Origin of the sequence: Nonomuraea sp. NPDC005730 (genome assembly GCF_040630865.1) — a bacterium.
In the GTDB taxonomy this organism is placed as follows: Bacteria; Actinomycetota; Actinomycetes; order Streptosporangiales; family Streptosporangiaceae; genus Nonomuraea.
The window spans coordinates 26,135-44,514 of sequence record NZ_JBEXYK010000045.1 but is presented as its reverse complement, the minus strand read 5'-3'; the positions used below and the strand labels follow the sequence as shown (position 1 = coordinate 44,514).

The 18,380-nt window shown below is 71.1% G+C and carries 17 protein-coding genes; 6 read left to right on the top strand and 11 right to left on the bottom strand.

From position 1 onward, the window contains the following. Window positions 1–126 precede the first annotated feature (126 nt). From ABZ444_RS35855 to purD, 4 genes are all read right to left on the bottom strand, one after another. Window positions 127–1,416: a GTP cyclohydrolase IIa gene (locus ABZ444_RS35855; protein WP_125644142.1), complete on the bottom strand. Its 1,290-nt coding sequence runs from the start codon at window positions 1,414–1,416 to the stop codon at window positions 127–129. Window positions 1,417–1,617: 201 nt separating this feature from the next. After that, window positions 1,618–2,883, bottom strand: a complete 1,266-nt coding sequence (murA, locus tag ABZ444_RS35850; RefSeq protein WP_358006967.1) for a UDP-N-acetylglucosamine 1-carboxyvinyltransferase — start codon at window positions 2,881–2,883, stop codon at window positions 1,618–1,620. Window positions 2,884–2,961: 78 nt separating this feature from the next. Then, entirely contained in the window at window positions 2,962–3,798 is an 837-nt protein-coding gene (locus tag ABZ444_RS35845; protein ID WP_358006964.1) for a phosphoribosylaminoimidazolesuccinocarboxamide synthase, read from the bottom strand. Next, entirely contained in the window at window positions 3,795–5,012 is a 1,218-nt protein-coding gene (gene purD / locus ABZ444_RS35840) for a phosphoribosylamine--glycine ligase (RefSeq protein ID WP_357965999.1), read from the bottom strand. The genes ABZ444_RS35845 and purD overlap by 4 nt, the downstream gene beginning before the upstream one ends. Window positions 5,013–5,474: 462 nt before the next feature. On the opposite strand from purD, the gene corA reads away from it, so the two are divergent. Further along, window positions 5,475–6,491 (top strand): magnesium/cobalt transporter CorA, encoded by a 1,017-nt coding sequence (gene corA, locus ABZ444_RS35835; RefSeq protein ID WP_357966001.1) that lies wholly within the window; start codon window positions 5,475–5,477, stop codon window positions 6,489–6,491. A 7-nt stretch (window positions 6,492–6,498) separates the two neighbouring features. Here the strand turns inward: corA and ABZ444_RS35830 are convergent, their stop codons facing one another. Further along, window positions 6,499–7,407 carry a glycerophosphodiester phosphodiesterase family protein gene (locus tag ABZ444_RS35830; protein WP_358006961.1) on the bottom strand — a complete coding sequence of 303 codons (909 nt, stop codon included), beginning with the start codon at window positions 7,405–7,407 and terminating at the stop codon, window positions 6,499–6,501. Window positions 7,408–7,673: 266 nt separating this feature from the next. Between ABZ444_RS35830 and ABZ444_RS35825 the strand changes: the two genes are divergently transcribed. Then, window positions 7,674–8,249 (top strand): GNAT family N-acetyltransferase, encoded by a 576-nt coding sequence (locus ABZ444_RS35825; RefSeq protein ID WP_358006958.1) that lies wholly within the window; start codon window positions 7,674–7,676, stop codon window positions 8,247–8,249. Window positions 8,250–8,308: 59 nt separating this feature from the next. Here the strand turns inward: ABZ444_RS35825 and ABZ444_RS35820 are convergent, their stop codons facing one another. From ABZ444_RS35820 to fbaA, 3 genes are all read right to left on the bottom strand, one after another. After that, complete coding sequence (locus ABZ444_RS35820) at window positions 8,309–9,592, bottom strand: adenylosuccinate synthase (RefSeq protein WP_358006955.1); 1,284 nt, start codon at window positions 9,590–9,592, stop codon at window positions 8,309–8,311. Between the two features lie 128 nt (window positions 9,593–9,720). Further along, window positions 9,721–10,131 (bottom strand): DUF3151 domain-containing protein, encoded by a 411-nt coding sequence (locus ABZ444_RS35815; RefSeq protein WP_357966011.1) that lies wholly within the window; start codon window positions 10,129–10,131, stop codon window positions 9,721–9,723. Between the two features lie 34 nt (window positions 10,132–10,165). Then, window positions 10,166–11,188 carry a class II fructose-bisphosphate aldolase gene (fbaA, locus tag ABZ444_RS35810; RefSeq protein ID WP_352357541.1) on the bottom strand — a complete coding sequence of 341 codons (1,023 nt, stop codon included), beginning with the start codon at window positions 11,186–11,188 and terminating at the stop codon, window positions 10,166–10,168. 126 nt (window positions 11,189–11,314) lie between these two features. On the opposite strand from fbaA, the gene ABZ444_RS35805 reads away from it, so the two are divergent. Both ABZ444_RS35805 and ABZ444_RS35800 read left to right on the top strand, forming a co-directional pair. After that, window positions 11,315–12,025, top strand: a complete 711-nt coding sequence (locus ABZ444_RS35805; RefSeq protein WP_358006952.1) for a DedA family protein — start codon at window positions 11,315–11,317, stop codon at window positions 12,023–12,025. 100 nt (window positions 12,026–12,125) lie between these two features. After that, window positions 12,126–12,575 carry a hypothetical protein gene (locus ABZ444_RS35800; RefSeq protein ID WP_358006949.1) on the top strand — a complete coding sequence of 150 codons (450 nt, stop codon included), beginning with the start codon at window positions 12,126–12,128 and terminating at the stop codon, window positions 12,573–12,575. On the opposite strand, the gene pyrE is transcribed toward ABZ444_RS35800, so the two are convergent. Together pyrE and ABZ444_RS35790 are read right to left on the bottom strand one after the other, a co-directional pair. Next, complete coding sequence (pyrE, locus tag ABZ444_RS35795; protein WP_357966018.1) at window positions 12,550–13,083, bottom strand: orotate phosphoribosyltransferase; 534 nt, start codon at window positions 13,081–13,083, stop codon at window positions 12,550–12,552. The two genes, ABZ444_RS35800 and pyrE, sit on opposite strands and share 26 nt — an antisense overlap. Window positions 13,084–13,093: 10 nt before the next feature. Beyond that, window positions 13,094–13,792 (bottom strand): hypothetical protein, encoded by a 699-nt coding sequence (locus ABZ444_RS35790; RefSeq protein WP_358006946.1) that lies wholly within the window; start codon window positions 13,790–13,792, stop codon window positions 13,094–13,096. Between the two features lie 111 nt (window positions 13,793–13,903). Here ABZ444_RS35790 and ABZ444_RS35785 point away from each other — a divergent pair, with 111 nt between their 5' ends. Further along, window positions 13,904–16,240 (top strand): sigma-70 family RNA polymerase sigma factor, encoded by a 2,337-nt coding sequence (locus tag ABZ444_RS35785; RefSeq protein ID WP_358006943.1) that lies wholly within the window; start codon window positions 13,904–13,906, stop codon window positions 16,238–16,240. A gap of 186 nt (window positions 16,241–16,426) precedes the next feature. Continuing rightward, entirely contained in the window at window positions 16,427–17,677 is a 1,251-nt protein-coding gene (locus ABZ444_RS35780; protein WP_358007067.1) for an NYN domain-containing protein, read from the top strand. A 73-nt stretch (window positions 17,678–17,750) separates the two neighbouring features. Here the strand turns inward: ABZ444_RS35780 and ABZ444_RS35775 are convergent, their stop codons facing one another. Beyond that, the gene (locus ABZ444_RS35775; RefSeq protein ID WP_358006940.1) at window positions 17,751–18,380 is read right to left on the bottom strand and encodes a response regulator; all 630 of its coding nucleotides are present in this window, start codon (window positions 18,378–18,380) and stop codon (window positions 17,751–17,753) included.

Below are 18,380 nucleotides of genomic sequence, written 5' to 3'. Positions count from 1 at the left end.
TACCCGCATCTACTCGGGTCAACCAATAAGTCCCCAAGAGTCAAGGGGATTGTCCGTACCCTTGACTCCCCAGGTCAAGAAATCGGCACCCGTCGCCCCTGAAATGGGGCGACGGGCCCCGTACGGTCACCGCGGGCCGAGCTTCTCCACGATGAGCCGATAGAGCTGGCGCGGACGCCCCGGCTGCGGGGTGCGGTTCGGCGGAAGCGGCCACGCGAGTCCCTCGTCAACCAGCGTGCGCAGCAACCGCCGAGCCGTGCGCGGCGTCACCCCGAGCATCTTGCCTGCGCCCTCGGCGTCGACCACCGTGTCGCCGCCTTCGAGCTTGGCCGCCAGCCTGGCCAGTACCTCCACGCCCTTCGGCTTGAGCGCGGTCGACCCGGTGGGTGGCATCCGGGGGGCCGGGATGAGGGCCCGGCCCTCGCGGTCCACCGCGAACCCCTGGGCCTGCTTGCCGGCCTGGGTACGGGCCAGCGCGGCCCGCGCGTGCGACTCCGCGTCGTGTGTCGTCCGCCCCATCCCGACGCCCACCTCGACCGCCAGCCCCAGCTCGTCCCGGATCCTGGCCGCGAAGGGCAGCACCCTGAACCCGTCGGTGGCCGCGGCGATCGAGCCCCTGGTCGCGGTGACCAGGTAACTGTGATCGTCGATCGGCCAGACCGTCGCGTTGATCCGGTTCGCCTCCTGGACCAGCAACCGGTGCAGCGACAGCCGCAGCTCGTCGCGCCAGTAGCGCGGCGCCGCGCGCCGCACGGGCTCGCGCAGCGTCGGCACCTCCACCAGCACCACGGTGAGCTGCGACTCCTCCAGCCGGTGATGCGCCCCGAGCAGCGCCGCGGTGTGCAGCGCCGTCCGGACCGCGGCCGAGGTCGGCCTGATCCTGATGACCGGCACGCCCGCGGCGTGCAGGCGTTCGGCCACCGCGGGCAGGCACGTCAGTGCCCCCGAGGTGGCTCCCTGACGGGCCAGCCGTTCGTGGTAGGCCGCGATCGTGCCCGTCGCTCCGGGCTCGTCGCGGCTGTGCACGTCCGTGGCGGGTATGCCGAGGTCGGTGTACGCCTCCTCGACATCCGCCCTGCTGACCACGTCGACGCTGACCCGTTGCGGGTCCATCCGAGTGTCAAGTGCGGCCTTCGCCAGCGCCGCCACCAATGCCGCTCCGCCGAGTTGCACGTAGGTCGCGGGCATCGTCAGCACGCCTGATCGCCTGGCCAGGTCATAAGGGACCGGGCTGGCGAACAGACACGCGTCGACACCGGGACCGAGCCGCGTCACCTTGTCGGGCGCCTCCTGCTCATCGCGGTACGCGGCCGCGACCAGGCGACACGGCAGCGGTGCCGCGGCGTGACCCATCAGCATGACTCGCTCGACCAGGTCGTGGGGTCCGACCACGCCGATGGTGAGGTCCGGTGTCATGGCGCCCGGGCGTGACACTCGGGGAGTTTCTTCGGCCCTCTCGACCAATGTTCGTCCCATCCTGCCGTCCGTTGCAGTGCTCTCTTTTGGAACGATCGCTCGCGGGGGCCGTAATGTCACGCCCGACTTTTCCGGAAAGTCGTTCTGGTTGACCGCCCGACAAGATGTCTCAGCAGCTCAACGCGGTTTTTCTCATGTTTTTTAGCGCTCAGAAATCTCTCGTGTAATGTCCGCGCCGAGCGCGCGCATTCGCGCCGCGAGATGTGCGTGGCCGCGATCGATGAGGTATCCGGACTCGATGACGGTCTCTCCTTCGGCCGCCAGACCGGCGAGCACGAGCGCGATACCGGAGCGCAGATCGTGGGCCGTGACTTGTGCGCCCTTGAGCGGAGTGCGCCCGCGTACGACGGCCCTGCTGCCGTCGACCTCGACGTCGGCGCCCATCTTGTTGAGCTCGCCGGCCAGGGCGAAGCGGCCGTCGAAGATGCGCTCGTGGATGTAGCTCGTGCCGTCGGCCAGGGCGGCCACCGTCATCATCGGCGACTGCAGGTCGGTCGCGAACCCGGGATAGGTGTCGGTGATGATGTTGATGGGCCGCAGCGGACGGTCGCACCGCACGTGCAGCACCGCTCCCTGCCGGGCGAAGTCGACGCCCATCTGCTCCAGCTTGTAGCGGACGACGCCCAGGTCGAGGCCGGTGCCCACGAGGCTGAGCTCGCCGCCGGTGATCGCCGCGGCCATCGCGAACACGCCCGCGTCGAGCCGGTCGGGCATCACGGTGTGCTCGACGGCGTGCAGCTCCTCCACGCCCTCGACGGTGATGAACCCGGTGCCGCCGCCGCTGATGCGCGCGCCCATCTTGGCGAGCATGTCGATGACGTCGAGCACTTCCGGCTCAAGGGCCGCGTTCTCGATCACCGTCGTGCCCCTGGCCAGGGCGGCGGCCATGATCAGGTTCTCGGTGCCGGTGTGGGAGGGCGTGTCGAGGTAGAGCGTCGCGCCGGTCAGGCCGCTGGCCTTGACGTGGATGACGGTCTCGCCCTCGTCGACGACCGCGCCCAGCCGCTTGTAGCCCAGGTAGTGGAAGTCGAGGTTGCGGCTGCCGAGGTTGCAGCCGCCCACGCCCTCCACGATCGCCTCGCCCAGCCGGTGGAGCAGCGCGGGCGTGAACAGCACCGAGCCGCGGAACCGGCGCGCGATCTCGGCCGGCAGCACGGGGCTGCTCAGCCGGGAGGCGTCGATGACCAGCGTGCGCTCGGACTCGTGCAGCTCCACGTACGCGCCGATCGCCTCGGCCAGCTCGACCGCGCGCCGGACGTCTTCGATGATCGGCACGTTCCGCAGCACGGTACGGCCCTTGGCGGCGAGCAGAGCCGCACCGATCATGGGAAGCACGGCGTTCTTCGCGCCCTGGATGAACGCGGTTCCACGCAGTGCATTGCCACCGCGCACGCGGTAACGGACCATTTCGTGCGGCTCCTTGAAATCAACGGTGAGGCTCGATCGGGCCAACAGTAGTGGCTGACACCAGGTGACCCAGCCGAATCATCCGCTAAAGGGAGCCCCCGTGACGCGCTCATACGCTTCTAGGTATCGCTGCCTTGTGCGCTCGACAACGTGCTCGGGAAGTCGAGGTGGGGGGTTTCCGGAGGATTTGTCCCATCCGGATTCGGGCGAGAGTAGCCAATCACGTACATATTGCTTATCGAAAGAAGGTTGCGCCCGGCCCGGCTGCCATTCGTCGGCCGGCCAGAACCGCGACGAGTCCGGCGTCAGCACCTCGTCGCCCAGCGTCAGCACGCCGTCGGCGTCGAAGCCCAGCTCGATCTTGGTGTCGGCCAGGATGATGCCGCGCTCGCGGGCGATCTCCGCGCCGCGCGTGTAGACGTCCAGCGTGATGCGCCGCAGCTCGTCGGCCGTCTCCGCGCCGACCTCGGCGACCACCTGCTCGAAGGAGATCGGCTCGTCGTGCTCTCCCTGCGGGGCCTTCGTCGAGGGGGTGAAGATCGGCTCCGGCAGCCGGGAGCCGTCCTCCAGCCCCGGGGGCAGCGGCACCCCGGAGACCGTGCCGGTCGCGCGGTACTCCGACAGGCCGCCACCGGTCAGGTAGCCGCGGGCCACGCACTCCACCTGGACCATGCGCAGCGGCTTGCACACCACGCTGCGCGCGTCGTCGCCCCTGGCCAGGATGTGGTTGGGCACGACGTCCTTGAGCTGGTCGAACCACCACAGCGACATCTGCGTGAGGATGGCGCCCTTGTCGGGGATGCCGGGCTCCAGCACGTAGTCGAAGGCCGAGATCCGGTCGGAGGCGACCATCAGCAGCAGGCCCTCGTCGGTCTCGTAGAGGTCGCGTACCTTGCCGGAGTGCAGATGCTTCATCGGGCGATGTCCGTCCTGTGGTGCGAGCCGCGCAGCTCGACGCGGTCGACGAGGTCGTAGGCGTTGCGGCGGGCGCTCGCCTGGTCGGGGCCGTGGCCGACGACGGTCAGCACCCGGCCGCCGTTGGAGACGACCTCGCCGCCGGGGCCGCGCGTGGTGCCGGCGTGGATGACGTACGCGTGCTCGGTCTCGGCCAGGCCGGTGATCACGTCGCCCTTGACCGGCGAGTCGGGGTAGTTCTCCGCCGCGATCACCACGGTCACCGCCGAGCCGTCCTTGAACACCGGGTCGAGGCCGAGCTCGCCGGTCGCGCAGGCCATCAGCAGCCCGCCGAGCGGCGTCTCCAGCCGGTCGAGCAGCACCTGCGTCTCGGGGTCGCCGAACCGGGCGTTGAACTCCACCACCTTCGGCCCCTTCCGGGTCAGGGCCAGCCCCACGTAGAGCACCCCCTGGTACGGCAGCCCGCGCCGCCCCAGCTCGGCGATCGTCGGGTGCACGACCTCGCGCATGACCTGCTCGGTCAGCCCTTCCGGCGCCCAGGGGAGCGGCGTGTAGGCGCCCATGCCGCCGGTGTTGGGCCCCTCGTCGCCGTCGTAGGCGCGCTTGAAGTCCTGGGCGAGCTGGAGCGGCACCGCCGTGCTGCCGTCGCACAGCGCGAACAGCGACACCTCGGGCCCGTCGAGGAACTCCTCGATGACCACCCGTTCGCAGGCCCGCGCGTGCTCCAGCGCCTGGTCACGGTCGCGCGTGACGACCACGCCCTTGCCCGCCGCGAGGCCGTCGTCCTTGACGACGTAGGGGGCGCCGAACTCGTCGAGCGCGGCGGCGGCCTCCTCCTCGGTCTCGCACGTGCGGGCCCGGGCGGTCGGTACGTCGGCGGCCTTCATGATCTCCTTGGCGAACGCCTTGGAGCCTTCGAGCATGGCCGCCTCGCGGGTCGGCCCGAAGCAGGCGATGCCGGCCTCGCGCACGGCGTCGGCCACGCCCGCGACGAGCGGCGCCTCGGGCCCGATCACGACGAGGTCGGCCGCCAGCCGCCCGGCCAGCTCGGCCACCTGCGCGGGATCGACGGGATCGACGGGATGAACGGTCGCGACGCCTTCGATGCCCGCGTTACCGGGAGCACAGTGGAGCTCGCTGACCTGGGGATCGAGTTTGAGCGAACGGCACAGGGCGTGCTCACGCCCTCCGGAACCAATGACTAGAACGCGCACGTGCCCCATTGTCGCAGGCCCGGCCCCCTCGCCCGGCGCGGGTCCCGGGCGGGTCGCGGGCACGTCGAATGCCGGAACAAGCCCGCATCTTTGTGTGGTTCTACCTGATCCGAGCACCCTCCGGCGAGTATCGTCGTTTGGGTTCACCCGCCTGTGGTAGGTTAAGGCGGCTTTGCGGCGTCTCTTGTGATTGGAGGTGGTCCGGGATGAAACCTGGTGATCCCAGCAGTACGTGCTCTTCCACGTACGCCCCAGTTACCCCCGACCACTCCAATCCGGCAGCCTGATCGTGCCTCCACGCATTTGTGTCGATTGAGGTGACTTTTCATCGCGCGTGGAGCGTGCCAGGTCGGGCGGAAAGGGACTGCCATGCGCTCGTCCACGCTTTTCCGTCGCATCAACCGTCACCCTGTTCAGCCGCACGCCGCACGCCCGCTCACCAAGCCGGTGCGTGAGGTCTGCGTGCCCCCTGTCGACTCCATCGTCGAATTCGGCGCCTACATCCAGGGCAAGAAGGTCTGCGCCCCGGGCATCGTCGAGTCCCTCGAACTCGTACGCGAGCACAACAAGAACGCCGACGGCGCGAACGCGTTCGTCTGGGTCGGGCTGCACGAGCCCGAGGCACCCGAGGTGGAGTGGTTGTCCGAGGTCTTCGGGCTGCACCCGCTGGCCGTCGAGGACGCGGTCAAGGCCCACCAGCGTCCCAAGGTGGAGCGCTACGGCGAGTCGCTGTTCATGGTGCTGAAGACGGTCGCCTACCTCGACCACGACGAGCTGACGGCCAACAGCGAGATCATCGCCACCGGCGAGATCATGGTGTTCCTCGGGGTCGACTTCGTGGTGACCGTGCGCCACGGCGAGCACTGCCCGCTCACCCTGGTCCGCGAGCGCCTTGAGGACAAGCCCAAACTGATGAACCGCGGCCCGGCCGGCGTGCTGCACGCCATCGCCGACCACGTCGTCGACCAGTACCTCCAGGTGGCCGACCTGATGCAGCTGGAGCTCGAAGAGGTCGAGGCGACCGTCTTCGCCGACGTCAGCTCCCGCGACATCAACCGGATCTACCAGCTCAAGCGGGAGATGCTGGAGATGAAGCGGGCCGTCACCCCGCTGCAGTCACCGCTGTCGGCGCTGCCGCAGCGCCGCGTCATCCCCTCGGAGATGCGCGAGTACTTCCGCGACGTCGGCGACCACCTGTCCCGCGTGTGCGAGCAGGTCGAGTCCTCCAACGAACTGTGCAGCTCGATCCTGCAGGCCGCCCTGGCCCGCTCGAACGCCCTGGCCAACGAGGACATGCGCAAGATCTCGTCCTGGGTCGCCATCCTGGCCGTGCCGACGATGATCGCCGGCATCTACGGCATGAACTTCGACTTCATGCCCGAGACCAAGCAGGTCTGGGGCTATCCGGCGGTGCTGGCCGTGATGATCACGGCCTGTGTGCTGCTGCACCGCGGCTTCCGCCGCAACGGCTGGCTCTGAGCGGCGCTCAGACGCTCACGGGCTTGAGCGGCCGAACGCCCTGCGGCAGCTCAAGGCCGCGCTCGCGCCACAACTCCCGCATGCGGTCGGGGTAGTCGGTCACGATCCCGGCCACGCCGAGGTCGATCATGCGGCCGGCCAGGGCCTGGTCGTTGACCGTCCAGACCGCCACGTCGAGGCCCGCCGCGACCGCCTGGGTCATCAGCTTCTCGTCGACCATCACGTGCTCGGGCGAGAGCGTGGTGGCACCGGCCTCGCGGGCGGCGGCCGGGATGTCGTCGCCCAGCCCGCCCTCGTGCCAGTGGAGCGTGTCGAGCTCGATCAGCGCGAACCGCCTGGCCGCCGGCGCGAGCCGGGCCGCGTGCCTGATGACGCGCCAGTCGAAGCTGAGGACGGCGGCGTTGCCCAGCCTGCCGTGCCGGTCGAGCTCCTCGACCACCAGCTCGGTGAACATCTCCGGATCGGCCGTCAGCTCCGGCCTGGTCGGGTCGGACTTCAGCTCGACGTGCAGCCGCACGTGCTCGGCCTCGTAGGCGTTGACCAGCCCGAGCACCGCGCCGAGCGTGGGCATCCTGGTCTCCGGCATGGCGACCTGGGTGAGCGCGAACGGGTCGTCGAGGTGGCGCGGCAGGCGTACGCCCACGTCGAGCGTGCGCAGCTGGGCGAGGCTGAGCGCGTTGATCGGCTTGCCCACGTACGGGAAGAGCGGATCGCCCTGCCGCAGCGGCCGGCGGTCGGCACTGGTGACGGCCGAGACCGTGAGGTCGTGCGTGAGCACGAGGCGGCGATCGGCGGTGAGGGCGACGTCGAGCTCAAGCGCGTGAACGCCCAGCTCCATCGTGCGGCTCAGCCCTGGCAGGGTGTTCTCCGGCCACAGGCCCCGCGCTCCTCGGTGACCATGAATCTCAACGCGCACACCGGGGACACTACCCGGCGCGAGGCCCGCTGAGGCAGTGCCACGCCGTGTCCTTTTTATCCTGCTACGCCCGGTCGGAGGCGAAGGCGGTCAAGAGGACCCTCCGCCCGCTTATTGCACGATAAATGCAACTACCTTGCAATAAGCTGGAGCTCATGACGGAGGTTCTCAAACATGCCCATTCAGCAACAGTCCGGGCATGGGTGGACGGCTGGGTGATCTCCCGCAACGCCCCGCGGCCCGTACCCGAACCGTGGGGCCTCAGAGTGGACGTCGGCCTTCCCGGCCACGTGGCGCGGCACGTCGTCCCCACCCCTACCGCGGAGATCCTGGACCACCTGACCGGCACCCTCACCGCCCCCGGCACCTGGCTCAAGCTCTGCGCCCCCGCCGAGGCGGTCGCCCCCTCCCTGCCCCCGCAGTGGTCAGTGCAGGAGCAGGAGTACATGATGACCACCGCGTCCCTGGCCCGCACCACCCCGAAGGCCCCTCCGGGCTACACCCTGGCGATCACCACCCGGGCGGGGGTGAGCGTGGCCCGGCTGCTCACGGCCGCGGGCGAGGTCGCGGCGCGCGGCCAGTTCGCCGTCGCGGACCGCGCCGCCGTGATCGACCAGGTGGAGACGGCCGCCGAACACCGGCGGCGCGGCCTCGGCACGGTCGTCATGGCCGCGCTCGCCGCCGCCGCCGTCTCCCGGGGCGCCCGCACGGGCATCCTGGTCGCCACCGCTGCGGGCCAGGCCCTGTACGAGACCCTGGGCTGGACCCTGCACACCCCGATGACCGCCGCCGTCCTCACCGCCGGAGGCCCGGCGGACGAGGAGCCCGCCGGCCGGCCGTAGGCCCGCGACACGCGAGGGGCCCGGCGCGTTCCCGCGCCGGGCCCCTCGTCACGTGCCGGTCAGACCAGCGACCGCACCACCACGGTCTGGTCGCGGCCGGGGCCGACGCCGATCGCCGAGATGGGCGCCCCGCTCATCTCCTCCAGCGCCCGCACGTACGACTGCGCGTTCGGCGGCAGGTCCTCGAACGACTTGGCGTGGGAGATGTCCTCCTGCCAGCCCGGCAGCTCCTCGTAGACCGGGACCGCGTGGTGGAAATCGGTCTGGGTCATCGGGATCTCGTCGAACCGCACGCCGTCGACCTCGTACGCCACGCACACCGGGATGCGCTCCAGCCCCGACAGGATGTCGAGCTTGGTGAGGAAGTAGTCGGTGATCCCGTTGATCCGGGTCGCGTAGCGGGCGATCACCGCGTCGAACCAGCCGCAGCGACGGTCGCGGCCGGTGGTGACGCCGTACTCGCCGCCGGTCCTGCGCAGCCACTCGCCCGTCTCGTCGGTCAGCTCGGTCGGGAACGGCCCCGAGCCCACGCGGGTCGTGTACGCCTTCAGGATCCCGATGATCTTCGTGAGCCGGTTCGGCGGGATGCCCGCCCCGGCGCACGCGCCCCCGGACGTCGGCGAGGAGGAGGTGACGAACGGGTACGTGCCGTGGTCGATGTCCAGCAGCGTGCCCTGGCCGCCCTCCAGCAGCACGAACTTGCCCTCGTCCAGCGCCTTGGAGAGCACCAGCGAGGTGTCGGCGATGTGCGGCTTGAGCCGTTCGGCGTAGGCCAGGTACTCCTCCAGCACGGCGGCCGGGTCGATGCCGCGCCGGTTGTAGACCTTGGTCAGCACCTGGTTCTTCTCGGTCAGGGCGACCTCGATCTTCTTGGCCAGGATGCCCGGGTCGAGCAGGTCCTGGACCCGCACGCCCATCCGGGCGATCTTGTCGCCGTACGCGGGGCCGATACCGCGTCCGGTGGTGCCGATCTTGGCCTTGCCCAGATAGCGCTCGGTGACCTTGTCCAGCGCCTTGTGGTGCGGCATGATCAGGTGCGCGTTGGAGGAGATCAGCAGGCGTTCGGCGGAGATGCCCCGCGCGGCCAGCCCGTCGATCTCGCTCAGCAGCACCCCCGGGTCGATCACCACCCCGTTGCCGATCACCGGCACGACGTCCGGCGACAGGATCCCCGTCGGCAGAAGATGCAGAGCGTATTTCTGGTCACCGATGACGACGGTGTGTCCCGCGTTGTTGCCACCCTGATAACGGACGACGTAGTCGACGTCGCCACCGAGCAGGTCGGTGGCCTTGCCCTTGCCCTCATCGCCCCACTGGGCCCCAACGAGAACGGCAGCCGGCATTGTTCAGTCTCCCGAGCACAAAACGAAACCCCTGGCGCAAGTGCGACAGGGGCTCTTGCGTAGAGAGACTACCCGAGTCTGCCCATTCGTCCCAAGGCGCGTGGGTCCAATGCGGACCCAATGCGCTGCTAACCCTTGGTCAGCGCCTCATATCCGGTCTCGGTGCTGTCCTTGAGGAACTGCAGGCAGCGCTCGGCCTCGTCCTTCTCGCCGATGGACTGCGCCGCCCTGGAAAGGGCGTGCAGGCAGCGCAGGAAGCCGCGGTTGGGCTCGTGCTCCCACGGGATGGGACCGTGGCCCTTCCAGCCGCTCCTGCGCAGCTGGTCGAGGCCACGATGGTAGCCCGTGCGGGCGAAGGCGTAGGAGGTGACGGCATGGCCCTGCGCGAAGTACTCCTCCGCGAGCGCGGCCCAGGCCGCCGGGTGGGCGGGGAAGCGGGCGGCCACGTCGGCGGCCTTGGCCCCGGATTCCAGCGCCTCCCTGGCCTCGGGCAGGTCCGGCAGGTGAGTCGGGGGCGGCCCGGCGAGAAGGTTATCCATAGGACAAGTCATACCCGCCGTGCCGCCCAAGTGGCTAGGAGATCTTCGTCCCACTGCTCTTGAGGTTGTGGCAGGCCTCCGCCACCCGGGCCGCCATGCCGGTCTCGGCGCTCTTGCCGTAGGCGCGCGGGTCGTAGGCCTTCTTGTTGCCGACCTCGCCGTCGACCTTCAGCACGCCGTCGTAGTTGCGGAACATGTGGTCGGCGATCGGCCTGGTAAAGGCGTACTGGGTGTCGGTGTCGACGTTCATCTTCACCACGCCGTAGGAGATGGCCTCGTGGATCTCCTCCAGCAGCGAGCCGGAGCCGCCGTGGAAGACCAGGTCGAACGGCTTGTCCTTGCCGTACTTGGCGCCGACCGCGTCCTGGATCTCCTTCAGCACGCTCGGCCGCAGCTTCACGTGGCCCGGCTTGTAGACGCCGTGCACGTTGCCGAACGTGGCGGCCAGCATGTAGCGGCCCCGGTCGCCGACGCCGACGGCCTCGGCCGTGGCCAGCGCGTCCTCGGCGGTGGTGTAGAGCTTCTCGTTGATCTCGCCGACGACGCCGTCCTCCTCGCCGCCGACGACGCCGATCTCCATCTCCATGATGATCCGGGCGCGGGCGCACTTGTCCAGGAGCTCCTTGGCGATCTCCAGGTTCTCCTCCAGCGGCACGGCCGAGCCGTCCCACATGTGCGACTGGAAGAGCGGGTCGAGGCCCTTGGACACCCGCTCCAGCGAGATGTCGATCAGCGGCCGCATGTAGCCGTCGAGCTTGTCCTTCGGGCAGTGGTCGGTGTGCAGCGCCACCGTGACCGGGTACTTGGCGGCCACCACCCGCGCGTACTCGGCCAGCGCGGTCGCGCCCGTCACCATGTCCTTGACCGTCGTGCCGGAGAGGAACTCGGCGCCGCCGGTGGACACCTGGACGATGCCGTCGCTCTCGGCCTCGGCGAACCCGCGCAGTGCGGCGTTCAAGGTCTGAGAAGAGGTCACGTTGATCGCCGGATAGGCGAACCCGCCCGCCTTGGCACGGTCGAGCATCTCGGCGTAGACCTCTGGAGTTGCGATGGGCATGAGTCATCTCCCTGAGAAGTACGGCTTCGCGCCTGCCCAGTATCCCGGCTCCCAACCACAACTGGTAGTGACAACGCGAGCCGGATGGCCACATCCGATCCGCTCGGCTCCAGGTAGGCTCACGGGGTGGACTGGCTCTGGAATCTCCTCGACCCGACGTGGTGGCTCACCATCCTCGGCGCCTTCGCCACCATCGGCGTCCTGGCGATCATCTTCGCCGAGACGGGTCTGCTGCTCGGCTTCTTCCTGCCGGGCGACTCGCTGCTGGTGGCGGCGGGGATCTTCAGTTCCGCGTCGCTGGTCGTGGGCGAGGCGCCGCCGATCTCCTTCCCCGTCCTGGTGATCGGCACACCGCTGTGTGCCATCGCGGGCGCCCAGCTCGGCCACTTCCTGGGGGCCCGGTTCGGCAGGAAGATGTTCGACCGGCCCGACTCGCGGCTGTTCAAGCGCGAACACGTGATACGCGCCGAGGAGTTCTTCCAGAAGTTCGGCCCGGCCAGGGCGGTCGTGCTGGCGCGGTTCGTGCCGATCGTCCGCACGTTCATGAACCCGGTGGCCGGCGTCCTGGAGATGCCCGCCAGGCGCTTCTTCCTGTGGAACGTCATCGGCGGCGTGGTCTGGGTCGAGGGCCTGGTGCTGCTCGGCTACTTCCTCGGCAGCAAGGTCGATCCCAAGCAGATCGACAAGTACATCCTGCCGGGCGTGTTCATCATCGTCTTCATCTCGCTGATCCCGATCATCGTCGAGGTCGTCAAGAAGCGCCGCGAGCGCAAGCGGCTGCCGCTGCCCAACGGCAAGCACCACCGCGTGCCCTCCAGCAGCGACCCCCAGCACTGACATCCGGCACCGACATCCGGCCCGGCCCCCGGCGCTGACCCGGGGGCCCTGAGTTACCACCGGGTACAGTGCCCCTGTGGGACGCCACAGGTCAGATCCGATGGGAATCGCCCGATCAGCCCTCGTCGTCCTCGCGGTGGGGGCCGTGGTGACGCTGGTGGTCGTCGGCGTGCGCGCCCTGATCGGCTCGTTCGGCTCGCAGCCGGAGCGGCCGGCGTCCACGGTAGCGTCCAAGGCCATGCCCACGGCCATGCCCACGGCCATGCCCACGGGCACCGGGGCCGTGCGGGCGAGCGACGGCAGGGCGCCGACCGTGCGCATCGAGTGCGTGGCCGAGGTCTGCCCCACCGTGACCGTCCGCGTCCCCGGCGGGGACGTGCTGCAACATCGCGAGATGAGCAGGGGCGAAGAGGTCAGCTACTTCGAGCCCGAGCTCGACGTCGTGCTCGACGACGCGGGCACCGTCCGCGTCACCGAGAACGGCAGCCCCCGCGCCCCCGGCGAGCAGGGCGCGAGGGCGGCCTTCACAGTCCGAGGTCCTGGAGGCTGAAGGCGGTGCGGTAGTCGAGCCCCTCCTCCGCCATCCGCGCGCCCGCGCCCCGGTCGACGATCGTGGCCACGGCCACCACCTCGGCGCCCGCCTCCCGCAGCGCCTCGACGGCGGTCAGCGGCGAGCCGCCGGTCGTCGAGGTGTCCTCCACGGCCAGCACCCGGCGGCCCTTCACCTCGGGCCCCTCGATCCGGCGCTGCATGCCGTGCGACTTCTGCGTCTTGCGCACCACGAACGCGTCGAGCGTGCGCCCGCGCGCCGCCGCGGCGTGCAGCATCGCGCAGGCCACCGGGTCGGCCCCCATCGTGAGCCCGCCGACGGCGTCGAAGTCGAGATCGTCGGTCAGGTCGAGCATCACCTTGCCGACGAGCGGCGCGGCCACCCCGTCGAGCGTGATCCGCCGCAGGTCGAGGTAGAAGTCGGCCTCCTTGCCCGAGGAGAGCGTGACCTTGCCGTGGACGACGGCCTTGCGCTTGATCTCGGCCAGCAGGTTGTCGCGGTCTGTCATGCGCCCAAGCTTAGGGTCCCAGGCTCAGCGTCCTGATGAGAGCCAGGGCCTGCGCGTGCGCGCGGGGGAGCCGGCGCACCCGGACGCGGGCGTGGCGGCCGTGCAGGATCTCCGTGGCGCGCAGGTCGGCGATCTTGCCGGCCAGCCGATCGTCCTCCCTGGTCACCGCGCCGACGCGGGTGGGCGCGAGCAACGCCAGCGTCTCCTCGCCGGTGAACGCCTTGCGCAGCGCCGTGGCCAGGTTGAGCGCCGCCGCCAGCCGCTCGGCCAGTTCCGCGATCTGCCCGTACGGCTCGGCCACGACCAGCAGGTGCCCGCCCGCGGACGTCCCCCGGTAGAGCTCGCCCAGCCTGGTACGCAGGTAGGCCACCGTGGTCAGGCCGGTCAGCGGGTCCTCGCACTGCAGGTCGTTCATGGGCGCGAAGCTCTGCTCGGCCCACCCGGCCGCGTACGCCCGTACCAGGGGGAACGTCGGCTCCCCGCGATCGGTGACGGCGAACAGCGCCGCCAGGTCGCCCAGCCCCTCGGTGATCCCCACCCCCGCCCCCGCGCGCGCCGCGCCCAGTTCCTCGCAGGCGCGCGGCAGGTCGCCGCCGTCCGTCACGGCCCTGATCGCGTACGCCACCGCGGGGGTCCACCAGTCGTCGGCCAGCGACCAGCCCTCCGCCATGCTCCGGCCGCGCCAGCGCGACAGCACGTCCTCGTCCATGCGTCCTCCCGTGATCCTCAGAGGTAAAGACGGCGCTTCGGTTTAGTCATGACGGAGGATGCGGAATGATTGCGCGGGGCAACCCACTGTAATCGTGAGGTCACAATGAGTGTGGAATCGCCGCGAAGCGATGCGGACCTGCTGAAGGAGGTCCGGGCCGGCGTCGCGACCGCGTACGGACGGCTCTACGAGCGTCACGTGGCCGCGGCGCGCGCGCTGGCCAGGCAGCTCGTCCGGGGCGAGTCCGAGGTCGAGGACGTCGTGGCCGAGTCGTTCACGAAGATCCTCGACCTGGTGGGCAGGGGCGGCGGGCCGGAGTCGGGGTTCCGCACCTACCTGCTGACCGTCGTGCGCCGCACCGTCTACGACCGCAGCCGGGTCGAGAGCCGCCAGGTGACCACCGGCGAGATCGAGCGCTACGACGCGGGCGTGCCCTTCGTCGATCCCGCGCTCGTCGGCCTGGAGCGGTCGATGATCTCGCGCGCGTTCCTGTCGCTGCCCGAGCGGTGGCGGGCGGTGCTCTGGCACACCGAGGTGGAGAAGTGCAAGCCCGCCGAGGTCGCGCCGCTGCTCGGCCTGTCGGCCAACGGGGTGGCGGCGCTGGCCTACCGGGCGCGCGAGGGGCTGCGGCAGGCGTACCTGCAGATGCACCTGCGCGCGGCGCCGCAGCACGAGTGCCGTCCCGTGCTCGGCAAGATGGGCGCCTACGTCAGGGGCGGCCTGGCCAGGCGCGACTCGCGCGCGGTCGACGACCACGTGAACGACTGCGAGGAATGCCACGGCGTCCTGCTCGAACTGACCGACGTCAACCGCGGCCTGCGCGTCATCGTCGGCCCGCTGATCGCCGGCCCGGTGTTCAGCGGCTACGCCGCGGCGCTGGCCAAGGCGGGCGCGGCCGGCGGCGGAGCGGGCTGGCTGCTGCGGCTGTTCGGCTGGTTGCGGCGGGCGCCCTCGCGGCAGCAGGTCGTGGCGGCGGGCGGCGTCGCGGTCGCGTCCGCGGCGGTGGCGGCGTTCGTGCTGGTGTCCGGGGAGTCGCCGGTGGCCGAGCGGCCGGTGGCCACGCCCACGCCGCTGGCCCAGCCTCCGGTGTCGGTGCGGCCGGTGCCGCTGCCCGTGGCGAGCGAGCCGCCGGCGCGCGTCCCGCCGCCGCGGAAGCAGCCGCGGGGCAGGCCGCGGCTGCGGGCCACGATCGGCGCGCTCGGCGCCCTCGTACGCGCCCAGCCCGGCATCGTCGGCATGCGCCTGCGCAACGACGGCGACGGCCCGAGCGGCGAGCTGGCCGCGACCGTCGAGCTGCCGCCCGGCGTGACGCTCCTGCCGCCGGCCAGGCGCGGGCACGGCGTGGCGCTCCTCGATCCCGTGGGCACGGTCGACGGCTGGTCCTGCCGGCAGGCCGGCCAGGGCGCCCGGTGCGCCAGGCAGCCGCTGGCCGCGGGGCACGGCACGGCGGTGTTCCTGCGCGTGCTGGTGTCGGAGCTGGCCCCGGAGGGCGCCGGGCCGGCCGTGCGCGTCGACGCCGACGACCTCCACGTCAACGCGCGGGCCGCGCAGGGCGTGCGCACGGTGGGGGCGTCGGCCAGGTTCGCCACCGAGGGCAGGGTGGCCGTCCGGGCGATCGGCAACACGCTGCTGAGCTGCCCCGAGGAGCACGACGGTTGTGCCGAGGCCCGGCGCCGCCAGGGTGACCAGCGCGACAACGACCTGTGGCCGATGACCCCGCTCGACCAGGACTCCAGCCCGGCCACCACCGCGTCCAGCGCGGCCCGGCTCACCCTGCCCAAGGACAGCCGGGTCGTGTGGGCCGGCCTCTACTGGTCGGCGAGCGGCGCGGCGGCGGGGCCCGTCAAGGTCAGGGCGCCGGGCCGGCGCGCGTACGTGTCGGTCCGCCCCGACCACGTCACGGCCCTCGACATGCCGCTCGGCCCGGCCTACCAGGCGTTCGCCGACGTCACCGCGCTGGCCGGGCAGGCGCGGCCGGGCGGCCTGTGGTGGGCGGCCGACGCGCCGATGGCGGAGGGCGCCTCCAGCCACGCCGGGTGGAGCCTGGTGGTGGTCGTGGCCGGGCCGCGGGAGCCGTACGGCCAGGCCGTGGTGCTCGACACGGCGACCGTGATCGGCGGCGCGGCCAGGAAGGTGCGCATGCCGCTCGGCGGCCTGAGCCCGGCCGCCGCGCCGGCCCGGGCCGAGCTGGTGACCTGGGAGGGCGACGCCGATCTCCAGGGCGACAAGGTCTCGCTCGGCACCGGCGCGATCGTCCCCGAGGGCGGCGACCGCGAGCGCGCCAACGTCTTCGACGGATCCGCCAACGGCGCCAGGGGGATGACCTTCGGCGTGGACGTCGACACGGTCGACGCCGAGCTGGGCCGCGATCCGGCGCTCACGATCGTGACCGACAAGGACGTCGTGCTCTTCGGCGCGGCCGCGCTGACCGTCAGGGGACGTTCATGACCGCAAACAGGACGAACTGGTACGGTCTGCCTAAATGGTCTGGCTGGACGGCGACCCGCGGTCGAATCGTCGGGATTCACCCTCGCGCGATCACCTGCTTTCATTACCCTGAAAGAGGGCCGCCGAGTCCGGTCTCTGACGGTGCAGAGCCAGCAAGGTCGGACCACCAGGAAAGGGGCGGTGTCAGTGGATCGCTGCGCGCTGTTCGTGGACGCCGGCTATCTGCTGGCAGACGGAGCGATGGCCGTGCACGGCACTCGCCATCGAGAGGCCGTCGCCTGGGACTATCCCGGGCTCCTCCAGCTGATGACCAACCTGTCGCGCGAACGCACGGGCCTGCCGCTGCTGCGGTGCTACTGGTACGAGGCGACCGTCGAGGGCCGCCGCACGCCGGAGCACGACGCGCTGGCCGACATCCCGGGCCTCAAGCTCAGGCTCTCGCGCATCCGGCCGGGCCGCCGCGAAGGCGTCGACGCCCAGGTCCATCGCGACCTCATGACCCTCGCCCGCAACAACGCCATCTGCGACGCCGTCGTCGTCAGCGGCGACGAAGACCTCACCCAGGTGGTGTGCGACGCCCAGGATCTCGGCATCAGGGTCACCGTCATCCACATCGCCGCCGACGGCGGGTGGGCCGTGTCCCGGTCGCTGCGGCAGGAGTGCGACGACCTGGTCGAGCTGGGCAGCGCCCACCTGCGGCCCTACGTCACCATGGTGAGCGGCGTCACCGAGTCCGCCAACGGCCACCACCAGCCGCTCAGCAACGGGCACGCCGCCCACTCCCTGCCGCCCGCGCCGCCGGCCGCGCCCCCGGTGACCCCGACGGCCTCGCTGCCGCCGGCGCCGTCCTCGGGCAGCCACGCGGCCGGGCAGTCCTCCGGGAGCCACGCGGCCCCCTCCTCCGGCCAGCCGTCCGCCAACGGGCAGGCGTCCTCGGGCGGTCGGCCGGCCACGCCGCCGGTGCTGCCCTCGTACTCGGGGTACCAGGAGCAGCCGCCGTCGATCCCGCCGTCCGTGCCGCCGTCCGCGCCGGCGACGGGGCCGCTGCAGCAGCCGCAGTCCGCCTCGCCGAGCACCGGGCAGTTCGCCACGCCGTCCTCGGGGGGCACGTACCAGCCTGCGCAGCTCGGGCCGTACACCGGGCCGCAGGCCGCGCCTGTCTCCCCGCCGTCCGCCGCCACCGCCGGGGCCACCACGCTGGCCGACGCCGTGAAGGCCGCCCATCGCGAAGGGCACGACTTCGGCGAGTCCGTGGCCCGCGACGCGCCCGCGCTGTGGCTGGAGGCGGTGCTCGCCCGCAAACCCCGCATGCCCTCCGACCTGGAGGCCCGCCTCCTGCAGGGGTCCTCGCTGCCGATCGACTTCCTCCTGCACGACGAGGTCCGCCACGCGCTGCGCCGCGGCTTCTGGGACGCCCTCGAACGCGCCCGCCACTGACCCTCCCGACAGGCGTGGCAAGCCAGACGCCCGGGCGCCATGAGCGGCGGCCCGGGCGTCGGACGGGACGAGGTCAGGAAAGCGCGTCGAAGCCGGCGCGCAGATGGGCGACCCGATCGCCCAGGTCGGCCAGCGGCACGGCGAGCGCCGGATCCTGCGACTTGCGGGCCAGCTCACGCGCCCGGGCCAGCTCGTCCTCCACCGCCGTGAGCCGCCGGGACAACTCCGGCAGCACCGAGGCGTGGTCACCCGCTCCGGGCGGTAGCTCGCCGGTCAGCCGCTCCCGGAGCAACGACGCCTGCTCGGCCAGGCGCTTGTTCATGTTGTAGAGCTCGGTGAACACCGACACCTTCGCCCGCAGCACCCAAGGGTCGAACGGCTTGGTGAGATAGTCGACCGCGCCCGCCGCGTACCCGCGGAAGGCGTAGTCGGGAGCGCTGTCGACCACGGTCAGGAAGATGATCGGGATGTTCCTGGTCCGCTCCCGCCGCTTGATGTGGGCGGCCGTCTCGAAGCCGTCCATGCCCGGCATCCGGACGTCGAGCAGGATCAGCGCGAACTCGGTGTTGAGCAGCGCCTTGAGCGCCTCCTCACCGGACCTGGCGCGTACGGGCACCAGGTCGAGCGAGCTGAGGATCGCCTCCAGGGCGATCAGGTTCTCCTCGCGGTCGTCGACCAGGAGGATCTTTGCACGGTCCGGCAT